The organism is Paenibacillus sp. Y301 (assembly GCF_059445505.1).
The window spans coordinates 40,237-61,128 of the sequence record NZ_JCAIUL010000019.1; the positions used below are offsets into that span (position 1 = coordinate 40,237).

At 42.3% G+C, this 20,892-nt stretch carries 18 protein-coding genes; 3 read left to right on the forward strand and 15 right to left on the reverse strand.

Going from position 1 to position 20,892, the window contains the following annotated elements:
- Positions 1 to 191: 191 nt before the first annotated feature.
- The 5 genes from AC1D69_RS22525 to pdxR form a co-directional block, all read right to left on the reverse strand.
- Positions 192 to 908, reverse strand: a complete 717-nt coding sequence (locus AC1D69_RS22525) for a hypothetical protein (RefSeq protein ID WP_495458373.1) — start codon at positions 906 to 908, stop codon at positions 192 to 194.
- The gene (locus AC1D69_RS22530) at positions 905 to 1,777 is read right to left on the reverse strand and encodes an ABC transporter ATP-binding protein (protein ID WP_495458374.1); all 873 of its coding nucleotides are present in this window, start codon (positions 1,775 to 1,777) and stop codon (positions 905 to 907) included. Before AC1D69_RS22530 ends, AC1D69_RS22525 begins: the two co-directional genes overlap by 4 nt.
- Positions 1,777 to 2,142, reverse strand: coding sequence for a GntR family transcriptional regulator (locus tag AC1D69_RS22535; RefSeq protein WP_495458375.1), 366 nt, complete (start codon positions 2,140 to 2,142; stop codon positions 1,777 to 1,779). The genes AC1D69_RS22530 and AC1D69_RS22535 overlap by 1 nt, the downstream gene beginning before the upstream one ends.
- 378 nt (positions 2,143 to 2,520) lie before the next feature.
- The gene (locus AC1D69_RS22540) at positions 2,521 to 3,156 is read right to left on the reverse strand and encodes a Vat family streptogramin A O-acetyltransferase (protein ID WP_495458376.1); all 636 of its coding nucleotides are present in this window, start codon (positions 3,154 to 3,156) and stop codon (positions 2,521 to 2,523) included.
- A 57-nt stretch (positions 3,157 to 3,213) separates the two neighbouring features.
- Entirely contained in the window at positions 3,214 to 4,629 is a 1,416-nt protein-coding gene (pdxR, locus tag AC1D69_RS22545) for a MocR-like pyridoxine biosynthesis transcription factor PdxR (protein ID WP_495458377.1), read from the reverse strand.
- A gap of 112 nt (positions 4,630 to 4,741) precedes the next feature.
- Between pdxR and AC1D69_RS22550 the strand changes: the two genes are divergently transcribed.
- Entirely contained in the window at positions 4,742 to 5,743 is a 1,002-nt protein-coding gene (locus AC1D69_RS22550) for an aldo/keto reductase (protein ID WP_495458378.1), read from the forward strand.
- A 95-nt stretch (positions 5,744 to 5,838) separates the two neighbouring features.
- Here the strand turns inward: AC1D69_RS22550 and AC1D69_RS22555 are convergent, their stop codons facing one another.
- The 3 genes from AC1D69_RS22555 to AC1D69_RS22565 all read right to left on the reverse strand — a co-directional run bounded on the left by AC1D69_RS22555 (position 5,839) and on the right by AC1D69_RS22565 (position 8,495).
- On the reverse strand, positions 5,839 to 6,912 hold the full coding sequence (locus AC1D69_RS22555; RefSeq protein ID WP_495458379.1) for a phosphotransferase enzyme family protein: 1,074 nt from the start codon (positions 6,910 to 6,912) through the stop codon (positions 5,839 to 5,841).
- A 152-nt stretch (positions 6,913 to 7,064) separates the two neighbouring features.
- On the reverse strand, positions 7,065 to 7,676 hold the full coding sequence (locus tag AC1D69_RS22560) for a DUF8580 domain-containing lipoprotein (RefSeq protein ID WP_495458380.1): 612 nt from the start codon (positions 7,674 to 7,676) through the stop codon (positions 7,065 to 7,067).
- A 339-nt stretch (positions 7,677 to 8,015) separates the two neighbouring features.
- Positions 8,016 to 8,495: a GyrI-like domain-containing protein gene (locus tag AC1D69_RS22565; RefSeq protein WP_495458381.1), complete on the reverse strand. Its 480-nt coding sequence runs from the start codon at positions 8,493 to 8,495 to the stop codon at positions 8,016 to 8,018.
- Between the two features lie 109 nt (positions 8,496 to 8,604).
- On the opposite strand from AC1D69_RS22565, the gene AC1D69_RS22570 reads away from it, so the two are divergent.
- Positions 8,605 to 9,573: a helix-turn-helix transcriptional regulator gene (locus AC1D69_RS22570; RefSeq protein WP_495458382.1), complete on the forward strand. Its 969-nt coding sequence runs from the start codon at positions 8,605 to 8,607 to the stop codon at positions 9,571 to 9,573.
- A 108-nt stretch (positions 9,574 to 9,681) separates the two neighbouring features.
- Here AC1D69_RS22570 and AC1D69_RS22575 read toward each other — a convergent pair whose 3' ends face one another.
- Positions 9,682 to 12,273, reverse strand: coding sequence for a glycosyl hydrolase (locus AC1D69_RS22575; RefSeq protein ID WP_495458383.1), 2,592 nt, complete (start codon positions 12,271 to 12,273; stop codon positions 9,682 to 9,684).
- A 303-nt stretch (positions 12,274 to 12,576) separates the two neighbouring features.
- On the reverse strand, positions 12,577 to 13,107 hold the full coding sequence (locus tag AC1D69_RS22580; protein WP_495458384.1) for a GNAT family N-acetyltransferase: 531 nt from the start codon (positions 13,105 to 13,107) through the stop codon (positions 12,577 to 12,579).
- A gap of 559 nt (positions 13,108 to 13,666) precedes the next feature.
- Between AC1D69_RS22580 and AC1D69_RS22585 the strand changes: the two genes are divergently transcribed.
- On the forward strand, positions 13,667 to 13,828 hold the full coding sequence (locus tag AC1D69_RS22585; protein ID WP_495458385.1) for an aspartyl-phosphate phosphatase Spo0E family protein: 162 nt from the start codon (positions 13,667 to 13,669) through the stop codon (positions 13,826 to 13,828).
- A gap of 118 nt (positions 13,829 to 13,946) precedes the next feature.
- Here the strand turns inward: AC1D69_RS22585 and AC1D69_RS22590 are convergent, their stop codons facing one another.
- The 5 genes from AC1D69_RS22590 to AC1D69_RS22610 all read right to left on the reverse strand — a co-directional run bounded on the left by AC1D69_RS22590 (position 13,947) and on the right by AC1D69_RS22610 (position 20,826).
- Entirely contained in the window at positions 13,947 to 16,475 is a 2,529-nt protein-coding gene (locus tag AC1D69_RS22590) for a beta-mannosidase (RefSeq protein ID WP_495458386.1), read from the reverse strand.
- A gap of 30 nt (positions 16,476 to 16,505) precedes the next feature.
- Positions 16,506 to 18,188, reverse strand: coding sequence for a glycoside hydrolase family 2 protein (locus AC1D69_RS22595; RefSeq protein WP_495458387.1), 1,683 nt, complete (start codon positions 18,186 to 18,188; stop codon positions 16,506 to 16,508).
- Positions 18,189 to 18,459: 271 nt separating this feature from the next.
- Complete coding sequence (locus AC1D69_RS22600) at positions 18,460 to 19,254, reverse strand: SDR family NAD(P)-dependent oxidoreductase (protein WP_495458396.1); 795 nt, start codon at positions 19,252 to 19,254, stop codon at positions 18,460 to 18,462.
- 223 nt (positions 19,255 to 19,477) lie between these two features.
- A complete protein-coding gene (locus tag AC1D69_RS22605; protein WP_495458388.1) occupies positions 19,478 to 20,497 on the reverse strand; it encodes a helix-turn-helix domain-containing protein in 1,020 nt (339 codons plus the stop codon).
- Between the two features lie 119 nt (positions 20,498 to 20,616).
- On the reverse strand, positions 20,617 to 20,826 hold the full coding sequence (locus tag AC1D69_RS22610; protein ID WP_495458389.1) for a hypothetical protein: 210 nt from the start codon (positions 20,824 to 20,826) through the stop codon (positions 20,617 to 20,619).
- Between the last annotated feature and the right edge of the window lie 66 nt (positions 20,827 to 20,892).

The following is a 20,892-nucleotide window of genomic DNA, read 5'->3' on the forward strand; positions in this document are numbered from 1 at the left end:
CTTTTTAAAATATCTTTTAATTAGTATCCATTTATAATTCTAGCATAAACGGAGCCGTTTTTCCTTCAAATGAACTGCCTGTTGCTTTATGTTACATTCTCCACAATCTCTTCTCTATATTATCATAAATATCGATTTCCTTTTCTAGAAAAGTCCCGACAATGGACGTTTAAACTCCTTCCATTTATTCGTTACCCTTTTCTCGGCGTCGGGTGTAATGGCGCATGGCGCAGCATCGGATACGTGGCAAATAATGCAGCCAGACTCACTGCCCCTACGCACGAAGCGATCACCATCGCACTCATCTTGAAATTCGATATCCAGTCGAACAAGGCCGTAATAGTGCCTCCATAATAAAGAAATATGCCTGCGATCATTACAATCATGAGCATGATAACGCTCCGTGTAAATCCTACCCGATACACGATGGCATAGCCGAAGAAAGAAAGACCGAAGCCAACCATGCCCACCATCAGATCTATCCACAAATAGGTGAAGAAATGGTACTCCCCAAAAAACAATCTCGCAGCATGCATAATCCCTGCATCTACCGAATTCCATTGATAGACCGTCAATAGCACGTATTGGCATAAGTTCAGACATAATATGCTAAAAATAACGCCTATCAAACCAATGCCGTAGAAAGCTTTAAGGAATTGTTTCCGCGTACTACCCATCCCGATCGAGATCGCAAAGAGGGATTTGAATCCGAAGAGGCAGAAAAAAGGGATAAAGAAATAAGTCGGCCCGGATATCGAAGCAAGTGTTTCCCTGTCGAGATCAAAAACCAAGCCGACGATGATCCATACGATCGTTAACGGAACAGTAATGAACAGCAACAAGAGTTTAGCAAAATACCAGCCCGCATCCTCATACATCAACCGAAATACCGCGCTCCTTGCGTTCATACGTATACCCCCACATCTTCCGTTATATTTAGCAAATAATTTTGCAAGTCCGCTTTCTCAATGGTAAGCCCATGAGCTTGCGCTTGCTCCTTCCATTGCTTCGAGTATGGAGCGTCGAGCATCACCCTGATTTTCGATCCCATCGTGCTTTGCTCCAGCACTTTATGACCGTCAAGAACGTTTGTCACCGCGCTCCGTTCGCCAACCAACCATATACCTTGCTCGCGGAACTCGTCGATCGGTTGATGATGTAGCAACTTGCCCTTGTGCATAACGATCAACGATTCGCAGATTGCTTGGACTTCTTCAATATGATGACTCGAAATCAGAATTAGACGAGGAGAATCCTCATGGCTTTCTCTTAATGCCTCATACAGTTTTCTCCGCATCCCGGCATCCAGACCGTTCGTCGGCTCATCAAGTATCGTTACGTCAGCATGGCTAGATAACCCGATAATAAACTGTAGCGCAGATTTCATCCCTTTGGACAGTTTGGAGACTCTCTTCTTGCGGTCCAATCTGAAAGTTTCGACCAGACGGTCTGCCGTAGCTTGATCCCAGTTGGGATTGAAATATCGACCGAAACGTAGTGCATCCTGTACCGTCCATATCGAGCTGAACGGATGATCCTCCTGCATGTAGCAAACATGCCGAACTACCGCCGGGTTACCGTAAGGTGCCGAGCCCATAACTTGAACCGTTCCGCCGTGAGGTCGTTGATGACCGGCCAGTAGTCTCATCAGCGTAGTTTTACCAGCACCATTGCGACCCCACAACCCTACGATCACCGGCTCCTTCTCCTCGAACGATACTTTTTCGAGAACGGGTACGTTATCGTACGAATATGCGACTTCGTTTACGTATAGCATCAATACTCCTCCTCCTGTATTAACTGAACGACCGATTCCTTGCTTAATCCGATTCTCTTCGCTTCTTCCAACAAGGGAAGGATGAACTGTTCTCGATAATGAAGCTGACGTTCCTTCAATAATTGAAGCTTCGCTCCACTCTTTACAAAAATGCCTATTCCTCTTTGTTTATAAATAATTTCTGCATCCACCAAAGCCTCGAGACCCTTGCGTACTGTCGCCCGATTGATGTTATAAAAGCGTGACAATTCATTTTCGGAAGGAATTTGATCCTCTTCGTTCAATTCACCCCCCACGATTTCGTCCATCATCATTTGGGCAATCTGCTGAAAGATTGGTTGGGATTCATCCAATGTCGGTTTCATCTAGTACCTCTTTTCTCTAAAACAATTGACGTTGAACGGTTGGTTACTCATGTAATCAACTATATATGATTTGGCAATTATTGTCTATCACCACTGCGGCCCAAATAAATGAAAATAACCCTCTACCTCATGAAGAGGCAGAAGGATGCAGAATGTGCCACGAATACGACCGAGCCCGAACCTTCGCTTGGTCACACTGAACTTGCTCTCAATTATGTTTTGCTCAGACGCATCCATATAATAGCTTCGACGTATTACTCTCGATAAGTGACTTTGATGGTGAGGAGGATAATCTTTAATGAGTATGAACAGAAAAGAAAACAGCAAAATAGGAAGCCAAAAACTCTATTCTCGACTTCCTATTTTGTTCATAATAAGCTAATATAATTCCTTAATTTTTGTCAGATCTCCACTACATAAAGTTTCGAGGTTATCAAAAATTTGACGAGCAGGCCAATCCCACCATTTAATAGTAAGGAGATAATCGATAAGTTCATCATCAAATCTTTTCTTAATAACTTTGCAGGGATTTCCGCCTACAATATGGTACGAGGGCACATCTTTTACAACGACAGAATTGGCTGCAATGATAGCTCCATCACCAATATGCACACCGGGCATTACGGTGACATTTTGACCAATCCACACATCGTTTCCAATGACAGTGTCACCTTTAAGAGGCAAGTCTGTCAGCGTTGGAGTCGATTTCTCCCATCCATTGCCCATAATATTAAAAGGATAGGTAGTGACACTGCTCATTCTATGGTTTGCACCATTCATCACAAATTCAATACCCTTTGCTATTGCGCAGAATTTTCCGATAATCAGCTTATCTCCAATAAATTCATAGTGATGTGTGACACGCTCTTCAAAGTTTTCAGCACCGTTTATATCGTCATAATAGGTGTATTCACCGACAGTAATATTTGAGCGCGTTACTACGTTTTTAATATAGCATATGCTTTTAATCGCTTCATTTGGGTAGATTGCATTAGGATCAGGTCCATATTTCATAGAAAAGCCCTCCTTTGTGTTATAAAAAAACGAGGCTAAGACAATAAATAATGCCCATCATGAACGTAATTCAGACAATAAAAATTGATGTAATCTCTCAATACCCAACTCGATATTATCTTCGCTGACGTTGCCGTATCCTAATACAATTTGATGGCGACAATGGCCTTTAACCAAGCAATAATCTTCTACAGTATGTACTTTCACCCCGTACGAAACGCTATGATGCCAATCCACATGATTCATTATCTCCGGAAACTCCACACGTAGATACATCCCAGCCTCGTCACCTTTCACCACGACATGCTCCCCGAAATGTCGCATCAATGTATTGATTAACAAGCTACGTCGATTCCGGTAAATCTTTTTCATCTTATGAATGTGAAGGTCTAATCGACCATCCCGCATGAACCGAGCAAGCGCAATCTGCGGAACGGTAGGGGTACGGTGATTCAGCTCCTCTCTATATTCCACGAATGGTTGTACTTGGTGTCGAGGTAATACCAAGAAACCTAGACGAAGACCGGGGGCAAGCGTCTTGCTGAACGTTCCCACATAAAAAACTCTATTTGGAAGCAGCGAATACAGCGGCGGTATGGGGACACCCTTCAGACGGAAGTCTCCATCGTAATCATCTTCGATGATATAGGAGTCGGCTCGCTCCACCATACTTACCGCATATTGTCTTCTTTGAATCGATAATATGCTGCCGGTTGGGAATTGGTGGGATGGTGTTAGAAGAAGTAAATGCCCGTTCATAATCATATCAAGTTCATGCAATTTCATACCGGACTCGTCAACATTCACTGGCTTAATCCGATATCGAAACTGATTAAAGATGTGACGAGTAAAATCGATCGTGGGATCTTCTAAGTATATGGAATGATAGCTCCTCCTCATGAAGCTGGCGATCAATGAAATGCCTTCTGAGGATCCGGAGACGATCATAATCTGATCTGAAAGGCACTGCATCCCTCTCGTTCTATACAAGTAGTCCCTTATTTCTTTTCTGAGCTCCTCTTCACCTCGGATGTCCCCATAATCGAAAGTTGCGCTCGTGGAATCTTCTGCCGCTGACTTCAAATATTTGGCCCACAAAGCTCGAGGGAAGATCCTCATATCCGGCGCACCCGTATCGAAATCGATGATCTTCCCACACTCGGATCGAGTCGCTAGGCTCAGAGCGTGACTCTCCATCGCTGAAAGTTCTTCAGAGGAGGTAGTAGCGACAATACCTTTCGCTACATAAGTACCGGAGCCGGCTTGACCGATTAAGTAACCCTCGGCGGTCAGTTGTTCGTAAGCGTCAATCGCTACGTTTCGGGCAATGCCCAATTCTTGCGCCAACTTTCGAGTCGGAGGAAGTCGCATGCCTTCCTTCAGCTCTCCTCTTTCGATTTTATGACGGATTTGGTTGCACAGTTGCATTGTCTTGGACATGGGCGACACGGGTTCAAGGTAAATCCCGAGCATATCTTTCCTCCCTCCTGCCAAATTGGTTCCTTGAAATTTATAATTAATGGCTCTTATTATTACCAATTACCTTTATTATACTGAATTCAAGCAAAAGAAAGGGGAAGTAAAAATGAAAACGAGAAAAATAAACGAAAACTCAGAAATTGAAATCAGTCCGGTCGGATTCGGCTGTTGGGCGATTGGAGGGCCATTCTTGTTGGACGGACTGCCCGATGGCTGGGGAAAAGTGGACGATGCCGAGTCGATCCTTGCGATCAAGGCTGCTTTGGAACACGGTGTCAACTTTTTCGACACTGCCGACGTATATGGAACCGGGCGAAGCGAAGAGGTGATCGGTAAAGCTTTAAAGGGGCGGCGGCACGAGGCAGTAATCGCTACCAAATTCGCATTTACTTTTGATGCTGCAACACGCAATGTATTTTCGAGGGTCGATGTATCTTCAGACTATATTCGTTCAGCTTGCGAGGCTTCTCTCCGGCGGCTTGGAACCGATTATATTGATTTGTATCAAATTCATGCCGGCGGCATTTCGTTCGAGGAGATCAATACCACAGTAGAGACCTTAGAAAAACTTCAAGAAGAGGGATGGATTCGTTCGTATGGTTTCAGCACATCGGATATTGAACGAGCAAAAGTTTTCGCTGAGAACTCTTCTGGCGTTTCCATCCAACACCCTTTCAACGTTTTGCTTGGGGATTCAGAAATGGTCGCACTGTGCGAACGGTATCAGTTAAGCAGTATTAATAACGCTCCGTTGGCTATGGGTCTGCTGAGCGGCAAATTCAATCAAGATTCCCGCCTATCGGCTGACGACGTTAGGGGAAGCAAGCATGAGTGGGTTCACTATTTTAGGAACGGCAAGCCGAGAAAGGAATTGCTGGACGCCCTCGATGCGGTGAAGGAGATCCTTACTTCGGAGCACCGAAGCCTGGTGCAAGGAGCTTTAGTCTGGATTTGGGCGAAAAGTGACAGAACCATCCCGATTCCAGGGTTGAAAACCGTTAAACAAGTGATTGAATCCGCGACAGCAATGACGTTCGGGCCGCTTACGCAGGCGCAAGTGAGTGAGATCGATGATATTATTGAAAACTCTGGATTACGAATCTTTTGACGGGATTAATATAGTTCAATCATCAGTACCAAGGGTTCTATGCTAATGAAGAGTCATGGAACCCTTGGACTATTGAAATTTTTCCGATCTAAAGACTAAATATTCCGCACCTCATACTCAAAGGGTTCTTCACACGAGTAAATGTCATGAAAAAATCCCACATAAGGGATATCGTCTTCCAGACATTTTATTCGATAGGACAACTCTTCATCACACGCTGGATCTTCTCCATTGTTCCGCAGCACTTCGAATGTATCTACTATATTTTCAACGAGGGTTGTTTGAATGAATAATGACAACTTATCCAACATCGAATCATCAATCTCGGTCTCGGATTTGTATCCCTCGAGTACTGTATTAAAATAATCCTCCATAAACTCTCTACGTTTCTCGGCGTCTTGTTCAAATTGTATCCAGCCCACGCCATGTGTCCATAGATTGGCTAGGTCATACATATACCAACAGAAACATGAATTATCGAAGTCAAAAACAGTGATGTTCCCTGTATCAAAATCTATCATATAATTCCCATCGCTGTAATCAAAATGAACCATACCATAAGACTCGCGATTCTTCTCCAGCTCTTCTAAAGTATTGATGTGTTCTACCAGCTTCTTCTTCAGTAGAGATAACGAGTCGGGTATCAGTTTATCGATATATTCTGCATTGTATTTATCACCAAAACTATACCGACAATGGACAGGAGTATATTCTTTCGATAATTGGTGCATTTTTCCCAAGACTTTACCACAGTTATAATAGTACTCAGTAATAGGAACTCCTTCCCGATACTGATAATGATTTTCCACGAGCATTTTTCCCCCGGCCTTTTCAAACAGGCAGACAAAAAAGGTATGATTATTATGTTGTATCTCTTCCAACAGATTCCCATTCTTAGAGGTAACTACATTCGAGACACTGCTGCCATGCTCGTATAAATACCTAATATATTCAACTTCACCCAGAAAATCTGCCCGATTTCGGTCATCTAAGAAGGCAATTCTAATTATTTTTGCCCCAGCGTTCTCCTTCTTACAGTTATAAGCGACATTCCTCCCACCTTCATGTGCAGGGATTAACTTTATTTCATAGCCTTCTAACTCGTACAACTCCGATATTAATGGAAGTAAATGTGCATCACCAATTTTAACAACTTCGTTATAAATCATAGCATCTCTCCTTTTGTTCCATACGGGATGCGGGATGCACTTAATCTTTAACCCAATTGGTTTGAGACATCAAGAATGAAAATATAGATACAGTTTAACAGCTTCTACTGATAAGACTCGAGAGTAAAAATAATTATAAATAAATTATCCCATTATGAATCACTTTGAACCGTTGATAATGAAACGAACACCGGAGCGGCAAAATCCGAAGCTTCCTCACCTTTTGGATTGTGAAGATGGAACAGGAAAGCCTCCCCTGCTTCTGACTTCCACACGATATAATCGTGAATCCCTTCACCACTCGAGACTTGAAGATAGATCTCGGCGGAACCTAGGGGATGTTCGACAAGCTCACCACTATAATCGGATACTTCCCCGAACTCTTTCAACTCTTCTTTTCCTGTAGTCTCAAGCTTCGCTAAATCATAATTTGCAGGAAGCGATTCGATATCGACATTGTATTCTTGGTTGCTGGTAAGAAACAGGCGTCCTTTGGCCGCGTCGAAATCAAATTTATCGAATACGTATAAGGAAAATCCTTCTCCTTGATGCAATGTGGCCGTATATGATTGGTTCCCCTCACCCGTCATCAAATCAAAAGTTTCAGTCTTGGGACGCTTCATATCGGGAGTCTTCTCGTTCTCAGATACAGGAGCCGTGACCACTTCATTATCCGGTGTTGAAGGCTCAGGATTGGCTGCAGGGTCAGTTGATCCAGAGCATGCTGATAGAGTTAGAACCATAACAAAAATCGAGATTTTCATGACAGCAGAATACTTTAGATACACAATTAATCACGCCTTTCTATAGATGTTTTAGTTGGTCCATTGAGTACTGTTGCGGCAACATCATGTTGACTTCGTTATATAAATATGATTATTTATGAGTTATTACCCAAATGAAGGGATTAGAACCGAAAACTCTGGACCCATAAGGTAAAAAACAGAATCTTTCATCAATAATAAAAAAAACCACTGATTCAACTTCAAACCAGTAGTTTTAAAACTTGAATTCATCGGTTAATCCCTTGATCCCTATAACTCTCAGTGCACACCTTAATATTATCCTTTAAAATTCATGCTTATAAGACATGTTTATCCCTCTTATTTCCTTACAACAGGAATCCACATCTCACCAAAAATCAAACCATCTCGCTGTCCCATCTCAACCGTTGTATTGGGTCCCCCGACATAGGCAAAATTCGTTGCTTCCGGCAAGGCTTGACCAAAGGCTATGCCAGCGAGCTTGTTAGTCAACTCAGCAGACGTTTCCCCTTCGCCTTTAACAACAAGATAGTCTCCTTTAGGAAATTGGATAACTCTCGATTCTTCAGATACCGATGCCTCTGTCATGACACCAGCATAATGCATCATCTTGTTATTTACCGCTTCGTTCACGGCAAATATGTAGTCATTTGTAGCTATGGCCTTTAAAGTGTCAAGCCTTCCATCTTGTTCGACGGCGCACCAAAAGTCTGCTTTCTCCTTATTGATGCCCGCATAGTCTGTGTAATCGCTCTTAAGCTCCGTTCCAATACCTAGAACAATAAAGCTGTCTTTTTCTTCAACCGTATAATTGGTCATGTTCAAAACCTACCTTTTTTTAAAATTTATCAAACGATTTGTCTTTTCACTTGATAGGTTTATAATATCCTTAAATCATGTCAAAAAATGATACTGTTTAGGGGATCCTATGAAAAAAGTTGAACGGATTAACATCATCATGCGGTATATTAACAACCGCGCTCACTTTACCATTTCTGAAATCATGCAAGAATTTAATATCTCTCGCTCGACAGCTATTAGAGATGTCAGAGAAATTGAAGCTATGGGGATGCCGCTTGTCGCTGAAGTTGGGAGGGATGGGGGTTATTTTGTCATGAACAACTCTGTTCTGCCCACTGTCCGCTTTACCGACAATGAGATTAAAGCTCTATTTATTGCCTTTATGGCGACAAGAAATCAACAACTCCCTTATCTAAAGAGTCGACAGTCATTATCTGAAAAATTACTTGGCCTCATCTCAGAAAATCAACAAGATGACCTTGTTCTTTTAAATCAAATATTGCTTTTTGAAGGAACCAACCCTCATAATCCCGACCTTCTTGATCTGTCCGACCTGCCCCATCCTATGTTAGAAAACCTCATCCAAATCCTACTGTTGGACAGTTATATATTGGTTACCATCACAGAAGAAAAGGAATTAAAGTCTTATCCTATTTATCTCTTGCACCTTTATCGTGAAAAAAGCTTATGGCTAATCGAAGGCTTTGATTTAGAGGAACAGAGAAGAAGGATTGTTCCTGTCGACAATCTCACCGATGTAAAACCCTACCCTACAAAAAAGAGAGTAAGTAAGAAAAAGATTGTAGAACAACTAAGCAAGCAGGAAGAAGTCATTAACCTTATCCTTGAACTTGGTCCAAGAGCGATTGCCCAATTCAAAAAATACCATCCTATAAGAGTTTCGATTGCCTATACGAATCCTTACCAAACCACAGCCATTCTAAAGACTTTTATCAATGTTCATCTTTCAGAAGAAATAACCGAAATCACCAATTGGCTTCTATTCCTAGGTGAAGATATTAAAATCAGGGAAGTGCCAGCAGAAGTCTTAGCAACTTTACAAGAAAGATTAGACTTCTACCTCCACGTGCCATAACTGCTCCATGGGAATGGTGTCCAAAAGAAATTATATGTTCCCTAACACAACAAAAAAAAGGGTTGGAGCAGGGTGAAAACCCCGATCCGTCCCTTCTTCCTCACTTCGTTACGGCTCAATTCCCCATACAAGCTGACCGTTCAAATAGCCTGTAACCTGTTCATTATTTACGAACTGACTGCTGGAAGACTTAAATGAGTAATCATCAGCCTGGTTGTAATTGGACCAGTTGGTTTTGGAGAATCGGGCTTGAATTTCTGCACTTTGACCCGGATTAAGCGTTCCAGCTGAACTCGTAAAACCAATTTCTAGAACATAATCGGCTCCGGTAACCGGAGTCATCAGTTTCACGAAATTACTGGTTACATTCGCACTCCCGATACTTGCCCAGTCGGACCAGAAACTCTGTGGGATTTCCCCGTCAATCGTATAATAATAACGAAGTTTAACATCACTTAACTGAATTGCCGAATCACCATTGTTGATTACTTTGAATTTCGGTGATATTCCGTTAGTGGAGGCACTTGTGTTGCCATTGAAGGCTTGGACCGTTATGTCTCCCGCTGGTACAGCAACACTGCTGTCCGCTACATTCACGGATAGAACAGCGTTATTTCCTCCGCTGAAATGAAAGGTTAACACATTCTGGCCCAGCGGCAGCGTAGAAAGATAGGATTTGTTCAAGACGACAGTAGCGCTTGATGCCGTATAATCCTGTCCAGATTGAAGAGTAACATTTCCATTCGATATGCTTGTAAGCTGCTGTCCATTTAAGGTAAGGGATAGAAAAATATTCTGTTGCAGATTCGCCGCTTTATCAAATGTCGCATTCACGGGCGAGATCGCAGCGCTTGGTGTTGAATCGACAACTTCGACTTTTAATATGGGGTCTTGTCCTTGATTGAAATCAAAAACAATCGAGTGCTCGCCCACTGGAAGCGTGGCAAGGAACTCTTTTTTCAGCAGCAACGTACTTCCGCTCAAGGTATAATCCTGCGTCAAGGTCAATGCAGTGGCTCCTACTCGAAGAGCGCTTAGTGTATTACCGTTAACATTTAAGGATATGACTTTGTCAGTTTGATTGGATGCATACTTGTCAAATTCGATGTTTGTAGGAGTGATCGACGCATTTGGCGTTGGATTGTTGACCTTTAAATTGGGTAACTCATCTAATGTGATGACATAATTACTTTGATAAAGTGTTGTCAGGGTGGCCGGATAGTTGAAGGCGGAACTCATAAGATGTTCACCATACCATGGACAATAGTAGAGCCATCCCGATTTTTCCTCTGTCAGATTCTGTACACTTGGTATCGTATCGTTCTCGGTCATGGCAACCATTTTCGTACCGTCGGTTAGATCAACAAGCTGATAGAAGATCGAGGTAATGGCATCCTCATTGGGGACGCCAGACAGACCGTCATAGCGGTTGTAGATCGTATTGTATTTATCATAGCCGACAATATCCACCTGATCGTTGCCAGGATACCATGCTGGAGAAGTGCTGTACACGTAACTGTTATAGGTCCAGATCAAGTTGTGTAAGCCGTAGGTTTCCGTTAGTTCGGTATAGAGCAGATCCCATAGTTGCTTGTACACATCTGCACCTGCCGATGCCCACCAGAACCATGCGCCTTCGCCATTCAGCCCACCGTTACCTTCCGCCTCATGATAAGGACGGAACATCACCGGTACATTATTATCTTGCAGAATCACCAACTGTTCCGCTAGATCCTCAATGGTCATCATCACATATTGATATTCTTTCGTACCAGGAACCACAGCATTGGCAGTATTAAAATTGGTTTCGGTTGGCTTGTAAGTCGCTTCCTTCCAATCCACAAAATCTCCGAGCTTATATGTGGTGAAATTTCGGGGCACATTGATATGCCAGGAAGCAGTTGCGATCCCTTCTCGGTTATTCACCCAATCGATCATCCGATCGGTTGTGCCGTCTTCCCAACCATACAACGGATTATAGTTCATTAAGTCAAACCCACGGATGGCTGGGTACTTTCCAGTTAAATCGTAGATCCAATCAAACTCCAACTCAGAATCCCCGTCATTTCCGCCTCCATATATCTCCTGCTGGCCGGAGATAATTTGGTTGCCGTAAACCTCCGTTAAATAATTCATCAAAATCTGGGTTTCCGGTGTGGCTTGAGAATCTGTGAGGACAGGCTGCACATCCAAGGGATCAAGATCGGCATAATCCACAGTGAAGGTGTCAAAATAAGCGAATCCCCAACCCGCCTTCAATTGAATGGTGTTGCTTCCTTGATTCAGTTTTTGAAAGCCAAAATCGAAATTTGACCACGTAGTCGTGTACGGTAGCATATACGAACCCTTAGTAACGCCGTTTACTGCTAAACTTTGAAGTCTGCCGTCAGGACTCAACTCCTGCATATATCGAGTGGAGATCGCATACATGCCGGTTTCTGGGACTGTCACTGTGAAAGTTATAGTACCGGAATTCTGCATCCAGACAAATCCGCTTCCGGAGAATCCGGGCTTAGGTTGTCCATAAATTTGTGTCACCACTTGAAGATCTGAGGTGAGCTGAGCGTTCTCGCTTTCAATCGTGAACAGTGCAGGTGCCGTGTCTGCATGAACTGGCGTTGCCAACATTCCAAGTATCATAGTAGATACCAGAGAAAGTGCAAGCAACATTGCGTTTGCCTTTTTGATCGATTTTTTCATTTCCATCGTTCCTTCCATATTGAATAGATAAATATTAATGCAATCTACCAAGTTATGGACGCGCTTTCATAGTTAATATAGCATGCGTGCCATATTATGTAAATATATCCATTTTCAAAAGATAAGAAATCCTTTTCACCACAATCGCTCTGTTCTTGCGCACTCTTTTTTCTCATCGTTAACCACCGAATTTACATATCATGATTCCCGCAAAAAAAGAACGAGTCCCTATTTGGCTCGCCCTTATTGGTAAGAGAAGTTGCTATATAATTGTACCCGATAAACGCTATGCTTCCTTTTAAGTTAGTATGGAATGGTATCTTCTATTAATGTTTTGGTATTGTTCTCCCAGTCTTCCCTTATCATTGCATACCCAACAGAATCAAATAATTGTCCATTTTGTCTCCAAGATCTACGGTTATAAGATTCTTTTACAAATCCGCTATTAAGGAACGTTCTTCTCATCGCAAGATTATCAAATCTAGTATGACCTTCGATTCTAATAATATGAGAGTAATTATTGAATACATGTGTACTTAACCAATGAAGGACATGCTTTGCTATTCCTTTGCCTCTAACGTTTTCTTTCAATCGCAAATCGAATACACATACGGGATCTTCTAAATCAAAAATCCTTATCAAACCAATCTTTGTATCATTATCCATGATCCAAAATGTCTGATTTTCATTTCCATTATAATTTCCGTTGGCTAAATTTTTTCTTATAGACTCCGCAGTAGGATTCTCTTGTCCATGAAAGCTCCATGTTTCAGATGTTAAAAAATCTACTAATTCATCAACCATGTTATTTTCAAACTCTAAGTAGCTGTACATCGTTGATCTCTCCTTTGAATTGCTATCTTCAATTCATTAGATTAAGAAAAGTTCTTGTTAAACTATATCTACTGACATCAGCACTTGCACTTGCTCCATCGTTTCAATAATCCAAGCCACACGCTTGTATCGATGATTATACAACAAAATAGCATTTTCTAAAGTCCATATAAGATTTTTAGAGGTTTTCTGTATATTTTGTTGAATATTAGGAGATGGTGGTGGTTTGTGATGAATTAGATGATAAAATATAACAAATTAATATAAATAATGAGCGATTCCGACCCGTTTCAGAAATGAACGCTGAGGGTACCCGTTATAGTTGGAGAACACGTATCACGAGTAATCAATTTATTCATTGAAATAATGGCCACTTGGGTTATATAACCTCTGTGGTCATTCCCTTGCTGACCCTTAATCACAATTATCCGCCTGATGAGTCTAGAACGGAATAGACGAAACCTACCGTTATCTTTTGGTTGGTCGCGGAGATCCGCCCCACGGTCGCAGTGCACGGCGAACGTATTATATAGATATTTGATCTTGGGAGCTGTTCAATTTGGATAGAATTATCCAGAGAATTGAAGAACTCCGGTTAGAGTTGAATAAACTATCTATGATTAAACGTCTAGCTGACCGGGAAATCATCGAAACTAGCCAACATCTAGATGAAGCGTTGAATCAATACTACATGTTATTAAAACAGAAAACGGTTAATTGATAGACGGGAGTCGCGAAAGCGGCTCCTTAACTAATGTATTCCTCTTAGCTAAAAAAAGGTTAAGCAGTTCATTATTGAACTGCTTAACACCTTCACCTTCACTTTCATATTTCATTCGCTATTTCGTTTCCAAATGGATAATTTCATTTAAAGTTGATATGCGTAGTGACTCCCATAACAAGGGCGATTCTTCTAAATGCCCTATGTTCACCGTTATGGTCTCTCCCGGTAACAGATCAAAATAATTGTCGCTGAATGTAACCATGTCTTGAGCTATTTCCAAACGGACACAACGGGCGAAGCGATCCGCACGGATTGTCACTTGATTCCTCTCCATACTCACCTCAACTTCAAGCTCAGTTGGTAGCAGGCGCACTTCCTTTTGCTCAATTAGATGATAGGTGTTATCCCTTGCTTTCCCTTGCTGTGACCGGAGCAATACGACAACATCTCCAGCTAAATACCCGTTTAACGCCTCCTTCTCCTCCAGTTGCCCAATTTGACTTGCCGATTGTGCAGAAAGACTGACTGGAATTTCAATGCTGAATACCTCAATCCCTGTAAAATCATATACGGCTAGCTCAATAACATCCTCATAGGGCTCAAGCAGATCATTTACCACCCATATTTTCAAATCTTGTCCTCGATCATGGTTCAGGGTCAGCAACACGTTAGAAAAGAATTTCTTAGAATAGTAATAGGCGGCTTTTGGAATGAGATCGTAATCAATGACGGACCAACTCGTCCCTGGCCAACAATCATTCAATTGCCAATAGATCGCACCGCTTGTCACAGGCATATTGCGGCGATAGTGCTCAATTCCATATTTCAGTCCCTCTGCCTGTGTAAGCATGGAGAACATCAGGTATTGTTCAATATCTGCTGGAATGCCCGTGTAACCCTCCATTAGAAGTATCCCCTTCGGTCGGTGGAAATCTTTGTTACGGTACTCCATTTCATCGCTACCCCAATAGAACTTACCTTCAGGAATATGTCGCTGTAGCGTATGACGGCTGGCAGAGGCATGCATTCCGAATTCACTGATGAACAAAGCCTTATCACTTTTAAAATGCTTAAAGCTAACTCCTTCAACGCTGTAATCTGTGACCGTACGTTCTCCAAATTTCCGAGGGTAAACATTGCCGTGCCAGACTTGCCAGTTATGTCGGTCCCCCACGCTGTCATCATTGTGGTCGTTACCTCCATAAGGTGAGCTCGGCCAATACAATCTCGTTGGGTCCAGCTCCTTCAGAAGCTTTGGCATTAATTCGTGGAATATTTTCTCGCCATAAAAAGGAGTCTGTTCGATACTATGATCTGCATATTTAAACTCATAACACCAATCGATTTCATTGTTTCCGCACCAAATCGCTATACAGGTATGATTGCGCAGACGTTTCACGACTTCTGTAATTTCTTCACTGACATTACGCATGAAATTCTTATTGAAATCAGGATATAACGCACAGGCAAACATGAAATCTTGCCATACGAGTAGCCCTTGACGGTCACATTCCTCATAGAAGACATCTTTTTCATAAATTCCACCAGCCCATACACGCAACATATTCAGGTTGGATTCCCGAGATAGTCTGATCAAGTGACGATACCGTGAATCTGGAGTTGTACCGAAGAAGCTATGTACAGGAATCCAGTTCGCTCCCTTTGAGAACAGACTCACTCCATTCAATACAAAAGTAAATCGGTTATTTCCCTGCTCGTCCTTCTGAAGTACTTCAATCGTACGAATTCCGAAATCTTTAACATAAGTATCGAGAAGCTCATTATCCTTCCACAGTTCCACCTCAAGTTGATATAAATGGGGTTCGCCCAAATCATGAGTCCACCATAGCTTAGGATTCTCAACCTCTAAACTTATTTGGATGTGTTCACTGGTTACAGCATGGCATTTCTCCAAGCGGCTATCTCGATCGTTCAAACGGATGATCACCTGTAAGTAATCCGTCTCTACAAACGTTTCAATCTTCACATTCACCTCAAGATTAGCAACGTCTTTCTGAAGATTCACAGTCCGGGCAAAAATATGATCTAGCTTCGCTATCTTCCTTCTCTCCAACCGAACCGGCTGCCAAATTCCCACAGCTACAAGACGTGGACCCCAGTCCCAGCCAAAATGCATTTGTGCTTTACGCACCCAGATACGCTCCTTGGCATAACTGGAATAAAAACCTGGATTCGGTTTTTTCTCCGCGATGTGCTTGGACAGTGGATCTAATTTAACAGCAATGACATTTTTGCCATCTCGAAGTTCTCGTGTGACATCAAAGGTATGCCCAATAAACATATTCTCTGTACTACCGATTTCAATACCATTAAGAAACACCGTTGCATAAGTATCTAAGCCATCAAATGTAAGCTCACATCTCTCGCTACCCTCTAGAGCCTTGTCCCATATGAGGTTTGTTCGGTACCACCATACTTTTTCTTCTATCCACTGACACTTAATATCGTTATGTCCTACGAACGGATCCTCAATCAGATTCTTTGCCAGTAAGTTGGAATGAACATCTCCCGGTACTGAAGCCGCTATCCAAAAATGATCAATATAATCCGGGTGCGCAATCTCCAAATCGCGGACTTCTCCTACATTGAATCCTTTTAACTTCCAGTTGTTAGTTATAATCAAAGTCCACTACTCCCTTATTTTCGATTGAACTCAGTGATTGGATGAAGTATACATTTTTTTGACGATCTCATACGCTAGCTTGGGTCGCCGGTAAACATCCACAATTCCTTTAAGATTCTGTGTGGTCACTCTCCATAAAGGTCCAACGATTTCTTCAGTTACTCGACAGTCGCTGAATTGCCAGATGTACATTCCCGAGATAAACTCTCTGCTAAGATACGCCTTCAGATTTTCTTCAATAATATCGGATTGGCGCTCTTCTGTTCCTTTGACACGATTAGGCATTCTATATCCATACACAGCGTCCCCGCCGAATTCACTCATAATCATTGGCTTGCCCAAGCCACATGCCGCATCTGCCCAGCTCCGAGCTTGCTCGCACAGTTCCCCTGGGTCTTCCGGACCGTACCAACCCGGGTACAGATTAAACGATACAATATCAGCCAGATCAAAACATATTTCCCTCTCGCGATGATGGGAGGCAAAGGTTAGCGGACGGCTCTGGTCCATCGACCGGAGCTGATCCAGCTGCCGTTTGTAATGAACTTTTCCTTCTTCACAATAACTCGCGCATTCATTCAGTATGGCCCAGATGATAATCGAAGGGTGGTTAATATGCTGTTCAACCATTTCACGGTTGACATCCTCACACTGCTGGATGAAATTCGGGTTGCGCATTAGCTCAATCGTCAAGCCCCGCGCGTGATTCTCTTCCCAGACATAGAATCCACGTTCGTCACACAGATCAAGAAATAGCTCATCATTCGGATAATGACTTGTTCTGACACTGTTGCAGCCCATATCGGTCATCAAATCGAGATCATGAACCATTAGTGAAAGTGGAAAAGACGCGCCAATGCTGCCATGATCCTCATGACGGTTGAATCCTTTTAATACGATATCCTTACCATTGACTTGTATCTTGCCGTTTAATGTTGTGATCTCACGAAAGCCTACCCGTTCAATCAAATCATCCACTACTCGTCCGTCAACGTTCAGACTTAGCTCAACTTCATAAAGATTGGGTTGCTCGTGACTCCAGCTGTTAACATCTGGAAAAGCATATTTACCTTCAATAAAGGAAGACGCATTGGACGTGAGAGTCAGTAGCCCTAAAGAGAAATTCAAGCCCGCGGCTTGTCCCTCTATGGATACTGTTTGGCTATCGGAGGAAAGATTGCGGACATGAGCACGAATACTCGCATACCAGATATCATTTTCAAAAGCTGGTATTACTTCCATCCGCTCAATATAAACGTCGCCAAGCATTTCAAGTCCGACGGGCCGAATCATTCCCCCGTAAGTGTAGTAATCATTGTGCATATGAAGGGAAGATCCTTCATGAAATCCATTGTCAACACGCACCTCTAACTCATGGAAGCCGGGCTGTACTTTCTTAACAATAGCTGAGAAGGCTGTATAGGCATTATAATGATTAGCTACGTGCTCTCCGTCAAAGTATACATCTGCCGTGTGGCTGACTCCTTTGAAAATGAATCTTAGGTTGGTTTGCTCATCTACACGTATACTCTTCCGGTACACTCCTTTGCCCCGGCAACTCGACAGCTTCGGATTCATTTCCCATCCACCTGGTACTGCCAAGCGGTATTCACTTGTAGACTCATGTCCTTCGTCGGTTACCGTTCGAAAAGCCCAAGTTCCGTCTAGGGATTGAGACTTGCGAGTCCGGTTGGTCACAAATAATCTCATCATTGTTGCCTTCCTCCTTAAAATAACACTCTGAATCTGCTATTTTTTATTTCAATATATCTCACTTGATTTGTAATGTGAGGCTTGTTCAACTTTCATTCTAGTCATCAGGACTCTCTCAAAGTATAGGCTTTCATTTAGGAAATAAGAATGGAATGATGACATCTAAATATGGAATAATGCATGTTTTTAAGTGTTGATTGAATCCTACTACTATAGAGACAAATAAAAGAACCTTGAGAGTAGATTCAAGGTTCCTTTATACAAGAATATTTTAATAGATCATGGGTACCATTCCTCCATCCATACGAATAGGAGAGCCTTTAAATGCCGATGCATAAGGACTACATACAAATGTAGCTAATCTGCCTATTTCAATAGGTTTGATAAAGCGCTGAATTTCAGATTGAGGTAGGTTTGTGGTCATAAACCTTTTCTCTTTTTCAGAAAAAGTCATATCTTCGTTAGGGTACAACCCCTCAATGATTTGATACACATTTTCTGAGAGAGTTGGTCCTGGCATGATCGTATTGACGGTAACTTCTGTTCCTATGGTTAATTTAGATAAGGTTTTTGACAATGATAATAGCATGGATTTGGTCATACAATACTGTGGCATTTGCCCTGAAGGCATAATGGCTTCTTCACTCGCGATAAAAATAATGCGACCCACATCATTTTTCAACATTTTAGGTAAATAAAATTTAGATAATCCATTTGCAGCAAGAACATTCGTACGGAAGTATTTCTCCCATATCTCATCATCAACATCCTCATACTGCATAATTTCATAGATACCCATATTATTTACTAGAATATCAACATGGGGGTACTTCTCAAATAGCGCCTCTCTTTGCTCAATATCCACAATATCGGCTGTAGCGTTCTGCGGAGAGGTTGCCGGGAATTCTGCCTTAATTTCATTTACTGTTCGTTCTACCTCTTCATGATTCCGTCCGTTAATGAGTACGTGAACACCTTCTCTGGCAAGTTCAATGGCAATGGCCTTACCTATGCCTTTCGTTGATCCTGTCACTAAAGCTGTCTTATTGTTTAATCCCATATCCATAAGTTTAATAATCGCCTCTTTCATTCGTTAGTCATTCACGGCAAGCTGATTCAGGTCGATTGTCAAACAGTCTTGTATTCCGGATAGTGATTATATTACCTTCTTTAGATTGTACAGTAACTAGCACATCACGCCAATGTTCTTGTATAACACGCCACAAGATAAATCTTCTAAAGATCAGATACGATCTTTTGGTAGAGAATGGGTTAGGTTGAACTCTCTATTATTGAACCGTCGGCATTTCTAAATGTTCAGCACGCCAATTGGCTGGAGTATCACCCTCCCACAGGCGGAATGCGCGATAGAATGAGTTCTGGTCTTCATATCCAATCAAGAAAGCCACCTCTTTAATATCGAGTGAGGGATCTGCCAAATACTCTCGTGCCTGCTCATGTCTCGCTTGTGCCAACAGTTGCTTGAAGTTCGTGTTCTCGTCAGTAAGTCGGCGCTGCAAGGTGCGATCACTCATACCCATTTCCTTCGAGACAGCCTGAATGTCAGGACGACCTCCTGTTAGGCTACGTTTCATAATCCATTTGACCATCTCGGTATTGGAGCGACTGAGTTGCTGTTCATCCAACGATTGGTCTAACACGGGAGTCAGAATCTCCAGTAACTCCTCGTTGTACGAGACAAAGGGACGGTCTAGATCTTTGCGATGTAAAGTTAATCGGTTACACTCAGCACCAACCCGGATACGGCACCCGAAATACGATTCAAGGGCTTGTACATCTCCCATGGAATGCGTAAATTCAACTAATCGGGCTGTCAAAGGTTGACCTGTGCCCCGTCGTCCAAGCTCCAGAAGACATGCCAGCGTAATACCAACCAACAATGGCGGGCCAGATTGCTCGGAATCCAACCATTCCAGTTCGATTGTACAGTTCTCACCATTCTCGATGATACGTAAGCTTTCAGGGGGACATAGTTGTTTGTACCGAGCCATTCGGGTTAGAGCGTCTCGGTAGTCTCGAGCGTGGTAAGTTGCTAAAACGGTCGGTGGATACTGTGCTGTTTCAAATACAGTCACAAGCTTGATGATTCCTTCAGCAGTGTCACCTATGAGATCGGAATAGGCCTGCCAGATCGCTAAATATTGGGCGTTAGTGACTACTGCTCCAGTAATAACGGTGAGCGGCAGTTGTGCTTTGCGAGCTACGTCATGGGCTTGAATTCCTAATTGATGTAATCCAGCCCAGAATCCTGGTGGGACTTTAATACGCTCAGAGGTATGAGATTTCATACTATATGGACCTCCTTTAACGATATACATGTAATAAGCTACGAAACTTCATTAAAAAAATCATAACTAAAAAATGAGCAGGCTACCAGAGCCTACTCAACAATATAATTTATTCCACTTTATTTCAAAGGAATATACCTTGTGTCTCCAGTAAATAATTTGTCGGCAATTAAATTGCCATCATTATCAAAAGCCCTGATCGTCCATGTATTCTCTGAATATTCCTCTAGAACAAATAATACATAATGATCAGTAACCTCTTTTAAATGATAATCGCCACTATTAGCTTTTACATCATCGAGAGATAATTCATAAGTATCTGATGGCATGATTTCATCCATGTGATTTCCAATGGCAATATATTTGATATTAGAAACTTCAGCAGTTTTTATTGC

What these genes read in the sequence shown, in the direction of transcription:
- AC1D69_RS22525 (WP_495458373.1), bottom strand. Translation starts at nt 908, where the DNA reads ATGAACGCAAGGAGCGCGGTATTTCGGTTGATGTATGAGGATGCGGGC.
- AC1D69_RS22565 (WP_495458381.1), bottom strand. Translation starts at nt 8,495, where the DNA reads ATGACCAATTATACGGTTGAAGAAAAAGACAGCTTTATTGTTCTAGGT.
- AC1D69_RS22570 (WP_495458382.1), top strand. Translation starts at nt 8,605, where the DNA reads ATGAAAAAAGTTGAACGGATTAACATCATCATGCGGTATATTAACAAC.
- AC1D69_RS22540 (WP_495458376.1), bottom strand. Translation starts at nt 3,156, where the DNA reads ATGAAATATGGACCTGATCCTAATGCAATCTACCCAAATGAAGCGATT.
- pdxR (WP_495458377.1), bottom strand. Translation starts at nt 4,629, where the DNA reads ATGCTCGGGATTTACCTTGAACCCGTGTCGCCCATGTCCAAGACAATG.
- AC1D69_RS22595 (WP_495458387.1), bottom strand. Translation starts at nt 18,188, where the DNA reads ATGATGAGATTATTTGTGACCAACCGGACTCGCAAGTCTCAATCCCTA.
- AC1D69_RS22560 (WP_495458380.1), bottom strand. Translation starts at nt 7,676, where the DNA reads ATGAAAATCTCGATTTTTGTTATGGTTCTAACTCTATCAGCATGCTCT.
- AC1D69_RS22575 (WP_495458383.1), bottom strand. Translation starts at nt 12,273, where the DNA reads ATGAAAAAATCGATCAAAAAGGCAAACGCAATGTTGCTTGCACTTTCT.
- AC1D69_RS22530 (WP_495458374.1), bottom strand. Translation starts at nt 1,777, where the DNA reads ATGCTATACGTAAACGAAGTCGCATATTCGTACGATAACGTACCCGTT.
- AC1D69_RS22605 (WP_495458388.1), bottom strand. Translation starts at nt 20,497, where the DNA reads ATGAAATCTCATACCTCTGAGCGTATTAAAGTCCCACCAGGATTCTGG.
- AC1D69_RS22610 (WP_495458389.1), bottom strand. Translation starts at nt 20,826, where the DNA reads ATGCCATCAGATACTTATGAATTATCTCTCGATGATGTAAAAGCTAAT.
- AC1D69_RS22600 (WP_495458396.1), bottom strand. Translation starts at nt 19,254, where the DNA reads ATGGATATGGGATTAAACAATAAGACAGCTTTAGTGACAGGATCAACG.
- AC1D69_RS22535 (WP_495458375.1), bottom strand. Translation starts at nt 2,142, where the DNA reads ATGAAACCGACATTGGATGAATCCCAACCAATCTTTCAGCAGATTGCC.
- AC1D69_RS22555 (WP_495458379.1), bottom strand. Translation starts at nt 6,912, where the DNA reads ATGATTTATAACGAAGTTGTTAAAATTGGTGATGCACATTTACTTCCA.
- AC1D69_RS22580 (WP_495458384.1), bottom strand. Translation starts at nt 13,107, where the DNA reads ATGTACAGCTACTTAGAGTTTGAAAATAACATGGTTGATGAATTAGTA.
- AC1D69_RS22550 (WP_495458378.1), top strand. Translation starts at nt 4,742, where the DNA reads ATGAAAACGAGAAAAATAAACGAAAACTCAGAAATTGAAATCAGTCCG.